Annotated in this window: 13 protein-coding genes; all 13 read left to right on the top strand. The window is 34.6% G+C overall.

The features are described 5' to 3' along the window. Window positions 1-6 precede the first annotated feature (6 nt). The 13 genes from DWZ69_RS02910 (at window position 7) to DWZ69_RS02850 (ending at window position 14,332) form a co-directional block, all read left to right on the top strand. On the top strand, window positions 7-975 hold the full coding sequence (locus DWZ69_RS02910; protein ID WP_117998589.1) for a V-type ATPase subunit: 969 nt from the start codon (window positions 7-9) through the stop codon (window positions 973-975). After that, on the top strand, window positions 968-1,285 hold the full coding sequence (locus DWZ69_RS02905; RefSeq protein WP_022165518.1) for a V-type ATP synthase subunit F: 318 nt from the start codon (window positions 968-970) through the stop codon (window positions 1,283-1,285). The genes DWZ69_RS02910 and DWZ69_RS02905 overlap by 8 nt, the downstream gene beginning before the upstream one ends. 24 nt (window positions 1,286-1,309) lie before the next feature. After that, a complete protein-coding gene (locus tag DWZ69_RS02900; RefSeq protein ID WP_117998587.1) occupies window positions 1,310-3,082 on the top strand; it encodes a V-type ATP synthase subunit A in 1,773 nt (590 codons plus the stop codon). 1 nt (window position 3,083) lies between these two features. Continuing rightward, on the top strand, window positions 3,084-4,460 hold the full coding sequence (locus tag DWZ69_RS02895; protein ID WP_117998584.1) for a V-type ATP synthase subunit B: 1,377 nt from the start codon (window positions 3,084-3,086) through the stop codon (window positions 4,458-4,460). Between the two features lie 283 nt (window positions 4,461-4,743). Continuing rightward, on the top strand, window positions 4,744-5,430 hold the full coding sequence (locus DWZ69_RS02890; protein WP_117998580.1) for a V-type ATP synthase subunit D: 687 nt from the start codon (window positions 4,744-4,746) through the stop codon (window positions 5,428-5,430). Window positions 5,431-5,530: 100 nt separating this feature from the next. Continuing rightward, window positions 5,531-6,520: a 2-hydroxyacid dehydrogenase gene (locus DWZ69_RS02885; RefSeq protein WP_117998577.1), complete on the top strand. Its 990-nt coding sequence runs from the start codon at window positions 5,531-5,533 to the stop codon at window positions 6,518-6,520. A gap of 198 nt (window positions 6,521-6,718) precedes the next feature. After that, a complete protein-coding gene (locus DWZ69_RS02880; RefSeq protein WP_158561027.1) occupies window positions 6,719-7,984 on the top strand; it encodes a glycoside hydrolase family 16 protein in 1,266 nt (421 codons plus the stop codon). A 156-nt stretch (window positions 7,985-8,140) separates the two neighbouring features. Continuing rightward, window positions 8,141-9,916 (top strand): tetratricopeptide repeat protein, encoded by a 1,776-nt coding sequence (locus tag DWZ69_RS02875; RefSeq protein WP_117998571.1) that lies wholly within the window; start codon window positions 8,141-8,143, stop codon window positions 9,914-9,916. Window positions 9,917-9,946: 30 nt separating this feature from the next. After that, on the top strand, window positions 9,947-11,176 hold the full coding sequence (locus DWZ69_RS02870; RefSeq protein ID WP_117998568.1) for a transglutaminase domain-containing protein: 1,230 nt from the start codon (window positions 9,947-9,949) through the stop codon (window positions 11,174-11,176). 22 nt (window positions 11,177-11,198) lie between these two features. Beyond that, window positions 11,199-11,417 (top strand): hypothetical protein, encoded by a 219-nt coding sequence (locus tag DWZ69_RS02865; protein ID WP_117998565.1) that lies wholly within the window; start codon window positions 11,199-11,201, stop codon window positions 11,415-11,417. Between the two features lie 139 nt (window positions 11,418-11,556). Next, window positions 11,557-12,435 (top strand): YitT family protein, encoded by an 879-nt coding sequence (locus DWZ69_RS02860; RefSeq protein ID WP_117998562.1) that lies wholly within the window; start codon window positions 11,557-11,559, stop codon window positions 12,433-12,435. A 102-nt stretch (window positions 12,436-12,537) separates the two neighbouring features. After that, window positions 12,538-13,347, top strand: coding sequence for a glutamate 5-kinase (gene proB, locus DWZ69_RS02855; RefSeq protein WP_117998559.1), 810 nt, complete (start codon window positions 12,538-12,540; stop codon window positions 13,345-13,347). A gap of 106 nt (window positions 13,348-13,453) precedes the next feature. Beyond that, complete coding sequence (locus tag DWZ69_RS02850) at window positions 13,454-14,332, top strand: diacylglycerol kinase family protein (protein WP_117998556.1); 879 nt, start codon at window positions 13,454-13,456, stop codon at window positions 14,330-14,332. The last annotated feature ends 4 nt before the right edge of the window (window positions 14,333-14,336 follow it).

The raw sequence follows: 14,336 nt of genomic DNA, 5'->3' as shown, positions 1-14,336 counted from the left end.
AACACTATGGAAATGGATTATACCTACGGTGTTGCAAGAATACGAGCCCTTGAAAGTAGTTTGTTTGGCAATGACACCATACAGGCTTTGTTGAATTTGGAAACCTATGACCAGTGCATGACATTTTTGAGAGACAAAGGTTGGGGAGAAGGTCATTTAGATGAAACTTTGGAACATATGCTTAATGAAGAATCAGAGAAGACAAAAAGAGTTTTGGATGATTTGGTAAAAGATGAAAAAGTAGTTTCCATACTGACAATCAAGGATGAGTTCCACAATTTAAAGGCAGCAATAAAACAGGTTTGCACAGAAGATGAAACGGAAAATATTTTTATGGCAGGCTGTAAGATTGAACCTGAATTCTTAAAGGATGTAATCCGTCAGGGAGAATACGGCAAACTACCTGATAACATGGCAGGAGTTGCAAAAGAAGCAACGGAGATTCTTTTAAAATCAGGCAACGGTCAGTTGTGTGATGTGTTAATTGATAAGGCAACTTTAGAGGCTATAAAAAAGGCTGGCAATGAGTCTGATAATCAGTTAATTAGAAAATACGCAGATTCTCAGGTAACAATTGCTAATATCAAAATTGCCGTAAGATGTGCAGCAACAGGAAAGGACAGCGAGTTTGTAAAAAAATGCCTTGTTCCATGTAACGGAGTAAGCATAACTGATTTAATAAAAGCAGTTGACGGTGGCCTTGAAGGTGTTCTTGAATACTTGGAAAATTCAGGCTTTGGAGATCTTGCTATAGCACTAAAAAAATCAAAATCAGTTTTCGAATGTTGGTGCGATAACAAAATTATTGAAGATATAAAAAGTGAAAAATATAATTCTTTTTCCGTTGGTCCAATAGTTGCGTATGTTATTGCAAGAGAAAATGAAATTAAAACAGTGAAAATTATCATGTCAGGAAAGTTAAACGGTTTTGACAATGACTTTATAAAAGAAAGGGTAAGGGAAATGTATGCTTAAAGTAGCAGTAATGGGCGATTACGATAGTATATATGGTTTTCAGGCATTGGGGCTTGATATTTACCCGGTGGATGAAAAGGCAAAGGCGGAAGCAATACTTAAAAAGCTGGCAAATGGAAACTATCCGATAATATATATTACTGAATCGCTGGCGGAAGAAATAAAAAGTGAAATTGAAAAATTTAGTGAATTAGTTACTCCGGCAATTATTTTAATTCCGGGAGTTAAAGGCAACACAGGCGCAGGAGTTAAAGGAGTTAAGGATTCGGTAGAAAAGGCAATTGGCTCAGATATTGTTTTTGGAAAATAATATTTGAACCGGAAAGGACAGAATATGGAATATAGCAAGGGAGTAATCAGAAAAGTGGCAGGTCCATTGGTTATTGCTGATGGAATGCGTGATGCCAATATGTTTGATGTGGTTCGTGTTAGTGACAAAGAACTAATTGGTGAAATTATAGAAATGCATGGTGATCAGGCGTCAATACAGGTTTATGAAGAAACAGCAGGGCTTGGTCCCGGTGAACCTGTAGTTTCAACAGGAGCGCCTATGTCTGTAGAATTGGGACCCGGACTAATTGGAAGTATATATGATGGTATACAAAGACCGTTAGATGACATTATGAAAGTGTCGGGTAGCCTATTAGAAAGAGGAGTTCAGGTACCATCTCTTAAACGTGAATTGAAATGGGATTTTGAAGCAACTGCAAAGGTTGGAGATGTAGTTGAAGAAGGGGATATTTTAGGTACAGTAAAAGAAACTCCTGTGGTTACACAGAAAATAATGGTTCCATACGGAGTGAAAGGTGAAGTAACAAGCATAAAGTCAGGAAATTATTTTGTTACAGATGTAGTTGCCACAATTAAAACTGAAAAAGGTGAGCAGGAAATCACATTAATGCAAAAATGGCCTGTACGAAAGGGACGTCCTTACAAGGAAAAGAAAAATCCTAACAAGCCATTAATTACAGGACAGAGAGTTGTTGATACATTATTTCCTATAGCAAGAGGTGGTGTGGCAGCAGTTCCCGGACCTTTTGGTAGTGGTAAAACAGTAATCCAGCATCAGCTGGCAAAATGGGCAGAGGCAGACATTGTAGTTTACATTGGTTGCGGTGAGCGTGGAAATGAAATGACTGACGTACTTAATGAATTTCCTGAGTTAAAAGATCCAAAAACAGGCGAATCGTTAATGGAGCGCACAGTTTTAATTGCAAACACATCTGATATGCCTGTAGCGGCAAGAGAGGCTTCAATTTATACAGGTATAACAATTGCAGAATATTTTAGAGATATGGGATATTCAGTAGCCCTTATGGCTGATTCAACTTCAAGATGGGCAGAGGCTCTTCGTGAAATGTCAGGCCGACTTGAAGAAATGCCCGGTGAGGAAGGCTATCCTGCATACTTAGGAAGTAGACTTGCACAGTTTTATGAAAGAGCAGGTGACGTTGTAACACTTGGAAAAGAAGGCAGAGACGGAGCCTTGTCAGTTATTGGAGCCGTATCACCTCCAGGTGGTGATATTTCAGAACCGGTATCACAGGCTACACTTCGTATTGTAAAAGTATTCTGGGGACTTGATTCAGCCTTGGCTTACAAGAGACATTTCCCGGCAATTAACTGGCTTACAAGTTATTCACTTTATATTGACAGTATTGGTTCATGGTTTACGGAAAATGTTGATAAGGACTGGCTTATTTTAAGACAAAAGTTAATGACTTTACTTCAGGAAGAAGCAGAGTTGGAAGAAATAGTAAAAATGGTAGGTATGGATGCCTTGTCTGCACCTGACCGTTTGAAAATGGAAGCTGCCCGTTCCATAAGAGAGGATTATTTACATCAGAACTCGTTCCATGAAGTTGACACTTATACATCTTTGGAAAAACAGAACATGATGATGAAATTGGTTATGGGATTTTATGAGGAGGCAATGGATGCACTAAACAAAGGTGCAAATATAAATGACCTTATAAAAATGCCTGTAAGAGAAGCCATTGGTCGTTTTAAATATACACACGAAGATAATATTGAGAGTGAATTTGACAGAATTAATAATCAGTTATCTCTTGAAATCGCAAATGCTTTAAGTAAGGAGGAAGACTAATATGCCAAAGGAATATAGAACTATTCAGGAAGTTGCCGGCCCTTTAATGTTAGTTAGAGATGTTGAAGGGGTAACCTATGACGAATTAGGTGAAATTGAACTTGCAAACGGTGAAACCCGTCGTTGTAAAGTATTGGAAGTAAATGGAACTAACGCATTAGTTCAGTTGTTTGAAGCTTCTACAGGTATTAATCTTTCTAACAGTAAAGTAAGATTTCTTGGACGAAGCATGGAACTTGGAGTTTCAATGGATATGCTTGGTCGAGTATTTGACGGACTTGGAAATCCAATAGATAAAGGACCGGACATTCTACCTGATGAAAGAAAAGACATTAATGGTATTGCAATGAATCCGGCAGCAAGAAATTATCCGTCAGAATTTATTCAGACAGGTATTTCTGCAATTGATGGTTTGAACACATTGGTTAGAGGACAGAAACTACCAATTTTTTCAGCCTCAGGTTTGCCACATGCTAACCTGGCAGCGCAGATTGCAAAACAGGCAAAAGTTATAGGAACAGATGAACCTTTCGCAGTAGTATTCGCAGCAGTTGGTATTACATTTGAAGAGTCAAATTATTTTGTAAACAGCTTTAAGGAAACAGGGGCAATTGACAGAACAGTAATGTTTATGAACCTGGCAAATGATCCGGCAGTTGAGCGTATTGCCACACCAAGAATGGCACTAACAGCAGCCGAATACTTAGCCTTTGAAAAAGACATGCATGTTCTTGTAATAATAACAGATATTACAAACTACGCTGATGCCTTAAGAGAAGTTTCAGCAGCAAGAAAAGAAGTTCCGGGACGTAGAGGTTATCCGGGATACATGTACACTGACCTGGCAACTTTATATGAACGCGCAGGAAGAAGAAAAGGCTCAAACGGTAGTATAACAATGATACCCATTTTAACAATGCCAGAAGATGACAAGACTCATCCAATCCCTGACTTAACAGGATATATCACAGAAGGTCAGATTATTTTAAGCAGAGAATTATATAGAAAAGGCATTACACCACCAATTGATGTTTTACCATCTCTATCAAGATTAAAAGACAAAGGTATCGGCGAAGGAAAAACAAGAGAAGATCACAGCAACGTAATGAACCAGTTATTCTCAGCTTATGCAAGAGGAAAAGATGCCAAAGAACTAATGACAATCTTAGGCGAGGCAGCTTTATCCGACATAGACTTAATATATGCCAAGTTTGCAGATGAGTTCGAGAAAAAATATGTATCACAAGGCTACGATACCAACAGAACCATAATAGAAACAATGGACATAGGTTGGGAACTATTATCAATGCTACCAAAATCAGAACTAAAACGAATAGACGACAAATATTTAGAAAAATACTACAAAGGCAACAAATAGAGAATGTAGAATAAAATCCAATCAAATCATATAGCAATGATATTAAAAAGTATAAGCATGATTATTTTAAAACCAAATTAAATAGTTACGTTCAACAATATATTTTCAAGCAATATTCAAATTTAAAAGAAAGTGCTTGGAACCCGTCGGTTCATCAAGGCAGCGAAGTCGGCTTGATAGAACCGCTACGAGGTGGAAGCAGCGGGAGCGTGCTTTCGTTAAATTGAATATCGCTTGAAAAGGAATGTTGAATGAAGTAGTGGATTTTAAAGCGAGGTAGAGTATGGCAGGAACAAGAGTGAATCCAACCCGTATGGAACTAACAAAACAAAAAAAGAAACTTTTGTCAGCCACAAGAGGCCATAAACTTTTAAAAGATAAACGAGACGAACTTGTCCGTCAGTTTATGGATTTAATAAAAGAAAACATGGACTTAAGATTAAAGGTTGAAAAAGGATTAAAAGCTGCTAATATGGAATTTGCGGTAGCAAGAGCGGGCATGAGTGAACAGGTGTTAAACACCGCATTAATGGCTACTGGGAAAACTTTAGAAATAAAGCAGCAGTTTAAAAACGTTATGAGTGTCGAAATTCCTGAATTTCAGACAAAAAATGATATTAAGGGAAATGACATTTACTCTTACGGATATGCTTTTACAGCAGGAGACTTAGACGATGCAGTATATTCATTATCTTCTGTGTTTGAAGATATGTTAAAACTTGCTCAGGTAGAAAAATCCTGTCAGCTAATGGCATCAGAAATAGAAAAAACGAGAAGAAGGGTAAATGCGCTTGAGCATGTAATAATTCCTGAAGCTTTGGACAATATAAAATATATAACAATGAAATTAGATGAAAATGAACGAAGCACACAAATTCGTCTAATGAAAGTTAAAGATATGATGATTGAAGAAAATATTCAAGAAAAGAAAATCATGGATAATGTTGCATTTGCAACATACAAAAAATAGAAAAATGTTATACTTTTCTTTGTAAGGTTAAGGTAGTAATACCAGGGTTTAATCATCAGACAAAGTACAAATCTATGAAAGAGGCAGTAGGAGGCATATTATGAAGATTTTATTTTATGATGCAAAGAAGTATGACAAAGAGTCTTTTGACAAGGTAGCCGGAGAATATAAGAACATAGAAATAGAATACACAGATTCAGATATTTCGGAGGCAACTGCAAAATATGCAAAAGGGTTTGAAGGAGTTTGTGCATTTGTAAATTCTAATTTAAGTGAAAATGTTATAAAAGCTTTGGCTGAAAATGGGGTTAAGTTGATTCTCCTAAGATGTGCAGGCTTTAATAATGTGGATATTAAGGCATGTAATCAGGTGGGTATAACAGTTTTTAGAGTGCCGGGATATTCGCCGGAGGCAATTGCTGAACACGCAATGGCTTTAGCTCTTGCATGTAACAGACATATTCATAAGGCATACATTAAGGTAAGAGAGAATAATTTTAGTCTGGTAGGATTAACAGGTGTTAATTTCCATAACAAGACAGCAGGTATAATCGGTACAGGAAAAATAGGCGCAGCAATGTGTCGTATATGCAAAGGTTTTGGCATGAAAGTTATTGCTTATGACATATATGAAAACCCTGACCTTGATTTTGTTGAGTATGTAACATTGGACGAACTGTTAGAGAGAAGTGATTTGATATCCCTTCACTGTCCTTTAACAGATGATTCTTACCATATGATAAACAAAAAGACAATTAAGAAAATGAAAAATAATGTTGTTTTAGTAAACACATCAAGAGGAGCCTTAATTGATACAGAAGACTTAATAAAGGGAATAAGAGAGCATAAATTCCACAGCATAGGTTTGGATGTTTATGAGGAGGAAACGGACAATGTATTTGAAAACAGAGAAGATGATATTTTAGAGTCATCAATTACTTCAAGATTATTGTCTTTCCCAAATGTAATTGTAACTTCTCATCAGGCATTCCTAACAGATGAAGCATTAGAGGCAATTAGTTACACAACAATGGAGAATGCAAAATCTTTTATGGAAGGCAATTTAATTGAAAGTAACATTGTAAAATAACATACACTTATGAAGAACCGGAGACGAGGATTAGCACTGTTTATTAAAAACAGAGCATCTGAAATCGCCGGTTTTTTATATTTAGATAAGGTACATTTTTTTTAGAAAAGGGTATCGTTTTTTAGACAATAATGAAAAAAACATTTTTATATGTTACTCTCTTTTTACGAAAGGGTTTTAGATTTTAGGAGGCATATAATGAGAAAAATAGTTTTGTTAGCAGCTTCAATGGTTGCAACACTTGCAATGTGTGTTGGTGTTTCAGCAGCAGACTCTGTACCATCAGATGTTAACTTAAATAATTTTAAGCTATCATGGTCAGATGAATTTGATGGAACTTCATTAAATGATGCTTATTGGACACCACAAATTGGTAACGGTATAGAATATGGAAACCGTGGCTGGGGAAACAATGAAAAAGAATACTACAAGGCAGAAAATGTTTCTGTCTCTAATGGAACTATGAAAATCAAAGCGCAAACTGAAAAAACAAAAGCTAATGGAACCACATACAATTGGACATCGGCTAGAATTACGGGAACAGGAAAAGTTAATATTGGATTAGGGTATGTTGAAGCAAAAATAAAGATTCCATCATCAAAGGGAATTTGGCCGGCATTTTGGATGCTTGGAACTAATGGCAAGAAATGGCCTGCATGTGGTGAAATTGACATAATGGAAGCTTTCAATACAAGATCAGATATTCAAAGTACAATTCATTATCCAAAATGGAATGGAGCTGATCAGTACATTTACACAAACAAAAATGTTGATAACAAAACAGAATGGCATACATATGGATGTTACAGAGATGGAAAGATTTGTGCTTTCTACATTGATGGTCAGTTGTTAAGTGTATATGGCACATGGACAGACAGGTATGTAAGAATAACAGATTTCAACGAAACATTCTCAACAGCAGATTTAAATACTGGCACTTATGCAGGACGGAGAAGTGTTTTAAATGACGATTACTATTTATTGTTTAACGTAGCTTGTGGAGGTAATCTTGCACAGGGAAATCCGCCTTATGATACAAGCTGGAACAGAACAATGGAAGTCGATTATGTAAGATACTACAAAGAAAAAAGTCCTGCAGAAATTGCCGCAGAAAAGAAAAAACAGGAAGAAGCAGACAAAAAGGCAAAAGAGCAGGCTGCAGCAGAGAAAGCTGCAAAGGCAAAACCTGCAAAGGCTTCAATTTCAATAAAAAATGTTAAAGGCAAAAAAGTTAAGGTAACAATCAAGAAAGTTAAAACTGCAAAGGGTTATATTGTTCGTACATGTGACAATAAGAAATTCCAGGGTTATGTAGATAAAAAGACAACAAAGACAAAAGTTACACTTAAAGGTTTTAGAAAAAAAGAAACATGCTATGTAAAGGTTAGAGCGTACAAGGTTTACAAGGGCAAGAAAATTTACGGCGCATGGTCAAAAGCAAAGAAGGTAAAGATTAAAAAATAAACCTTTTTCAGCTTAAAAGTTAATAATTGTATAAAAAGTAAATTTGAGTAAATCATAGAGAACTGCTACTAAGACATTTGAAAAATGTTTGGTGGTAGTTCTTTTTTTTTACATTCAAATATGGTAAAATGAGAAATTGATATAGGAGGCATAAAAATGGAAGAGAATAAGAACATTGAACAGACAAATATTCCAAAAGACTTGGAGAAGAACCTATGGACATATGGTAGCCCTATTATTTTTCAGGAAGGAAAAATAACTCCGGAGGTAGATGAAGAATCAGTTTCTTTGACTTTGACATTTGCAAATATATTTCAGGAAACGATCAAAGAAATTAATTTAAGACTGATTGTTACAAATGAAAAAGGCGAAGAGGAAACAATAAATCAAAGTTATACTGATTTAGCTTTAGGTTATTTACAGTCAAAAGGAAATGATATATTAATTAAGCTTAACAAAAATACAAAGGATATTAAAATACAGATTGACAGAATTATTTTTGAAAACGGTGGCGTTTGGTCAAAGGAAGAATCTGTATGGGAAAGCACAGGCGAGATTGATAATTTAGATATTTTTGCAAAAGCAAAACTTAAAGATTATGAAGACAATTATGTTATAGCAAAAGAAGATTTGGCAAAAGAAGACTACATTAACATGGGAAACGGCATTGAAATTCTAAAACGTATTTCATGGTATAAGGATTCAGCTAAGATTTTAAAAACATCTGAACAGAAATATCTTTTGTTAAAGAATGCAGAAGAAAGACGTCAGAGTGTGGAAAAGAAGAAAGCCCACAGAAGAAAATCTGTAAAGAAAAAATATGTCATTACAGGTGTAGTGGTTGTAGCAATTTTAGCGGCAGTAGGCGGTGGCTTTGCAGTATTTTCAGTACCTAATAACAAATACAAGGCAGCAAAGAAATTACTTGATAACAAGAAGTACGAACAGGCAGCTAAGTCATTTTCTGATTTGGATGGATTCTTAAAGAGTGAAGGATATTTGGCAGAGGCTTATTATAACTTAGGTCTTAAGGCTTTAGATTCAAAAGATGAAACCAAGGCAGAAGAATATTTTACAAAAAGTTATAAGACAGACAAGAGTTCAGAATACGGTAAAATGGCAGGAGCTTTTGTAGATTACTATGATGGAAATAAGGCACTTGAAAGCAAAGATTACGACAAGGCAATGAAGTTATTCCAGAATAGTGCCAATGTGGCATCAGATTTTACATTAGTAAATAAGGCAAGTGCCGGCATGGCAAAAGTATATTACTTAAAGCAGGATTATACTACCGCATGGAATACTATTAAGAATGTTTATGCAAAGGACAAGTCATACGCTAGTGAATATGGAACTTATGGTTATGCGTATGCCAAAACCTTAATTAATAATGGTAAGTCAGAGGAAGGTTTAAAACTTTACAACAGTATTTCAAAATTCACAAATGGAGCTAACTTAAGTGACTCAACTTATGCTCAGGCTGTGAAACTTGGAGAGAGTGGTAAGTATGACGAAGCTATGACAATGCTTAATTCAATTAAAGGCAATAACAAGAAGGCCGCAACTCTTTATAACCAAATGAAGAAGTTTAAACACAAAGTAAGATTTTGGACAGGAACATGGAAACATACAGGTACGGTAAATGGTGAGAAGAAGATTTTCAAAATTTATATTTCAACTGTATTGTTTAAAGGAGAACCTTGCTTAAGAATTAAGGATCAGAATAATAAGACATTAGGATATGATACTGTAATTAGTAGCAAAAATAAGGTTACACAGATAACAATAGGAACATACCAGTTACATTTCAAACTTAAGAAATACCATAACCAGAAAAATAATTATGTTTTAAAGGGTGGCAAGAAAATGTTAAGACAGCTTAGATATGGTGGTGTAACATACGAGACAAAGTTTAAAAAACTGGCAAAATAAAAAGTTCCCAGCATCTAAAAGGAGCTGCTAATGGTTAATAGAATTTATAAAAAAGTAATAATAGCTGTGTTGGCAATTTCGCTGTCTTTAAGTGGGATTGTCAGTGCAGGAGCGGCTGAAAAAAAAGAACAATTTGCTGTGATACCGGCGCAGGAGAATGTTAAGCTTCTTGTTAATAACAAAAAGCAGTATTTAACAATTAATCAGGCAGGTGATGTGGCAAGAAAAAAAGCCTTGCTTCACAATTCTAATATTCAATTGTACATAAAAACAACTGAAAGCTCAGCCAATGTTGTTTTTGAAAAAATCCGTAAAAGAATGATAAGGGAAACAAGCGACAGCAACAGCGGAGACTACATGTATTGGAATTTTAAAAGCAGTTCTGCAAAGTATTATTACAATACAGTAGTGAATGATGGAAAGAAATACTATTATTACGATTTTAGATTAAATATTAAATATAGAATTACTCTTAAACAACAAAACCAAGTTGATAAAAGAGTAAAATCTATTATAAAGAAATTAAAACTGAAGAAGAAAACCAGTGACTACAAAAAGGTAAAAAAAGTATATGATTATATTTGCAAAAGTGTAACCTATGCCAAAAATACAAGCAAAGGAATTAATTACACAGCCTATGCCGCATTGTTTAACAAGGAAGCTGTGTGTCAGGGATATGCCCTTTTGGCATACAAGTTCTTTAAAGAACTAGGACTTGAAACAAGATTAATTCCAGGGTATTCAAGTAATCAGCTTCATGGATGGAATATTGTAAAAGTTGGCAAATATTATTACAACATTGATTCTACATGGGATGCAACTTATTTGCAGAATAACTATAAATATCATTACTTTTTAAAAGGTGATAAATTTAAGAATCATAAAAGATTTAAACAGTACAAAACGGATACTTTTTATGGCAAGTATTTAATGGCAGCCAATGCTTATGGAAGTGGCAAGGCGAAGATGTGTAAAAAAAGTCAGATTTGTGAGTATGCAATGAAACAAGGTAAGGTTTTAAGTTTTACAGATAATACATTGAAATTTGAAAAACTTGCAAAAAAGTCAAAATACACAGTTGAATACTCAGTAAATAAAAAGTTCAAAAGTGGACAAACTGTTACTACAACAGGAAATACTGTTCAGTTAAATAATTTAGAAAACGATAAGGTATATTATGTACGTTACCGTGGAACAAAAAAAATCAAAGGCAAGTTAAGAAAAACGAACTGGTCAGATACTTTTGTTATCGAGAATTAGTACATAAATAGGAGGTATTCTTATGGACAAAGATAAAATGATAGAAGACATAGTGGCAATGCTTGATGGAAGCGTGAAAAAAGGCGATGGCCATATTAATGTGCAGGTAAACGAAGTGGAAGAAGATCCGAAGGAAATAAGAGAAGAAAAGTCAGTTACAAGAGGAAGTGCTGAAAATTCAATAAATCCAATGCCTTGTTGCATGCCAACAATAGAATTACCTGATGACGATAAAATGTAATTAGTTATTTTTAAGGCTTATTATTAGGATTTGTTCATAGAATGTGGATGTTCTAATAATAAGCCTTTTAGTTTAATATTAGAAGAATTAACCGGAAGGGATTAAGAAAAATAGAATTATATTTAGATGGAGATTTAAGATGAAGAATAAAGTAGTAAAATTTATTATAAGATATGTTGTTATTACATTATCAGCAATTATGTATGGTTTGGGAATAGGACTTTTTCTAAATCCCAATCAGTTGGCACCTGGAGGAATTTCCGGTATAGCCATTATATTAAAAGAAGTATTTCCAATGCTGCCGGGAGTTGGTGTGTTAATTATTATAATTAACGTGCCAATAATGATTTTAGGGGCATGGAAATTTGGAAAGAAATTTCTTTTATCAACCTTATATTCACTGATTGTTTCATCAGTTGCAATTGACGCGCTCCCTGCAATATTTAAAATTGACGCAGTAACTAACGATTTAATGCTTGCTTCAGTTATTGGTGGTGCGTTGTTTGGTTTTGCAATGGGGGTGTTGTTCAGAATGGATACAACAACAGGTGGGCTTGATATTATTGTGAAAATTATCAAGCAGAAGCATCCACATATGAAAACAGGTCAGATATACATGATTATTGATGTGGCAATTTTAATTGCGTCAGCCATTGCTTTTAATAACGTGGAAGTTGCTCTTTTTGCAGCAATTGCAATTTATGTTTCTTCACTGGCAATGGATAAGGCAATTTACGTTGGTGACGAAGCAACACTTGTTTATATAATTAGTAAACAAAGAAAAATTATATCAGTAAGAATGCTTCAGGAATTAGACATAGGAGTAACAATGCTTCAGGGCAGGGGTGCTTATACTAACAAATCAACAGAAATAATTATGTGCGTAATGAGAAAACAAATGTTAGTAAAAGTAAGAAATATTTTAAAAGAAGTTGATCCTGATGCATTTATGATAGTAACAACAGCTAATGAGGTATTTGGAGAAGGGTTCAAATCACAATTTACTAACGAAGTATAGAATGCATAAATATGCGACAAAAGTAAATTTTTATTAATTTACAAAAAGACGATATTGTTTTAAAATAAACGGAAAGGTTATTAGACTAAGGGGAGGATAAAAATGGCAACTTTGAAAGATGTGGAGAGAATAGTTATAAAAGTGGGAACATCCACATTAGCACATGACACAGGAAAAGCTAATATAAGACAGATGAAGAAACTGGTGACAGTTATTTCTGATATTGTTAATTCAGGCAAGCAGGTAGCATTAGTTACATCAGGAGCAATTGGAGTTGGTGCCGGTAAGCTTGGCTTAAAAGAGAGACCTAACACAACAGCAGGAAAGCAGGCAGCTGCTACAATAGGCCAGTGCGAATTAATGTTTATGTATGACAAGATGTTTGGAGAATATGGTCACACAATAGGACAGTTTTTAATTACCAAAAGAGATGTTGACAACTTAGAATGTAGAGAAAATCTTATAAATGCTTTTGAAGAAACATTTAACTTAGGTGCAATTCCTGTAATCAACGAAAATGACGCAGTTGCCATAGAAGAAATTGTATATGGTGACAATGATAGCTTGTCAGCCATAGTGGCAAAATTAATTGGAGCAGATGCACTTTTAATTTTAACTGACATTGACGGATTATATACAGGAAATCCTAACGAAGATGAATATGCAAGGATTATACCTGTAGTTACTGAAATTACAGATGAATTATATAAGATTGCAGGTGGAAAAGGTTCAAAATTTGGAACGGGAGGCATGGTTACTAAGTTACATGCGGCTGAAATTGCAACGGAAGCAGGCATTGACACAATGGTTTTAAATGGTGGTGATGCAGAGAATATTTACAGAGTGTTAGAAGGCCATCAGGTAGGAACATTTTTTGTAGCTAAAGAGAGTAAACAGTTGGAGCTTGAATAAATTTTACTTATGATAAAAAACATCAAGTTCACAAAATTTTAAATTTTAATTAATAAGGGTACATACAAATATATATTATAGTAGAGAAGTTACTAAGGAGTTTAATATGAAAAAATTGTTATTTATAATTAATCCAAAAGCAGGATTAAAAAAGAACAAACACTTTATAGATGAGTCTGTGGAAATTTTTGAAAATGCAGGCTATAAGGTTGGTATTAAATTTACTAAAAAAAGATTAGATGGAACAAACATAGCAAAAGAATATAGCAAAAAAGCGGATTTGGTTGTCTGTATGGGCGGTGACGGAACTTTGAACGAAGTAATACAGGGTATTATTGAATCAGAAAGCGGTACACCTTTAGGCTATATACCGGCAGGCTCTACAAATGATTTTGCTACAAGCTTAGGCTTAAAGACGAGCCCAAAGGAAGCAGCAGAATATATTGTGAATAGAACAGCAAAACCATTAGATATGGGTATGTTTAACGGCCGTTATTTTGTTTACACAGCATCAGCCGGTATTTTTACAAAGACATCTTATTCAACTCCCCAGCAGATGAAAAACAGATTAGGGCATTTTGCTTATATTCTGCATGGAGCAAGAGAGTTGTTTCATATAAGAAGTCTCAAGCTAAAAATCGAGTTAGAAGACAAAACCTATGAAGGAAAATATATATTTGTGGCAATAAATAATGCGACCAAAGTTGGCGGCATCATGAAACTTGATGAAAATTTAGTAGAATTTAACGATGGGGTATTCGAACTTATGCTAGTTGAGTTTCCAAAGAATATTGCCGAATTTTGTCATTTAGTAGTAAAAATACTGACACAGAAATTTACAGGTAAAATAACTTTAGAACAAATAAAAAAAGCAAGAATTACAGACTCTACAGATATTGACTGGTCCTTAGACGGTGAAAAAGAAAATGGCCATGCAATAATAGACTTTAAAGTAATTCACGATGCAGTTAATTTTATATACTAAAAGA

Origin of the sequence: Eubacterium sp. AF34-35BH (assembly GCF_003477765.1) — a bacterium.
GTDB lineage: Bacteria > Bacillota > Clostridia > Lachnospirales > Lachnospiraceae > Eubacterium_G.
Note: the sequence above shows the minus strand (reverse complement) of the source record. Positions and strands in the feature narration are given on the sequence as shown.

Coding starts and splice junctions, on each gene's coding strand:
- DWZ69_RS02900 (WP_117998587.1), top strand. CDS start 1,310: ATGGAATATAGCAAGGGAGTAATCAGAAAAGTGGCAGGTCCATTGGTT.
- DWZ69_RS02880 (WP_158561027.1), top strand. CDS start 6,719: ATGAGAAAAATAGTTTTGTTAGCAGCTTCAATGGTTGCAACACTTGCA.
- DWZ69_RS02865 (WP_117998565.1), top strand. CDS start 11,199: ATGGACAAAGATAAAATGATAGAAGACATAGTGGCAATGCTTGATGGA.
- proB (WP_117998559.1), top strand. CDS start 12,538: ATGGCAACTTTGAAAGATGTGGAGAGAATAGTTATAAAAGTGGGAACA.
- DWZ69_RS02910 (WP_117998589.1), top strand. CDS start 7: ATGGAAATGGATTATACCTACGGTGTTGCAAGAATACGAGCCCTTGAA.
- DWZ69_RS02885 (WP_117998577.1), top strand. CDS start 5,531: ATGAAGATTTTATTTTATGATGCAAAGAAGTATGACAAAGAGTCTTTT.
- DWZ69_RS02875 (WP_117998571.1), top strand. CDS start 8,141: ATGGAAGAGAATAAGAACATTGAACAGACAAATATTCCAAAAGACTTG.
- DWZ69_RS02870 (WP_117998568.1), top strand. CDS start 9,947: ATGGTTAATAGAATTTATAAAAAAGTAATAATAGCTGTGTTGGCAATT.
- DWZ69_RS02895 (WP_117998584.1), top strand. CDS start 3,084: ATGCCAAAGGAATATAGAACTATTCAGGAAGTTGCCGGCCCTTTAATG.
- DWZ69_RS02890 (WP_117998580.1), top strand. CDS start 4,744: ATGGCAGGAACAAGAGTGAATCCAACCCGTATGGAACTAACAAAACAA.
- DWZ69_RS02860 (WP_117998562.1), top strand. CDS start 11,557: ATGAAGAATAAAGTAGTAAAATTTATTATAAGATATGTTGTTATTACA.
- DWZ69_RS02905 (WP_022165518.1), top strand. CDS start 968: ATGCTTAAAGTAGCAGTAATGGGCGATTACGATAGTATATATGGTTTT.
- DWZ69_RS02850 (WP_117998556.1), top strand. CDS start 13,454: ATGAAAAAATTGTTATTTATAATTAATCCAAAAGCAGGATTAAAAAAG.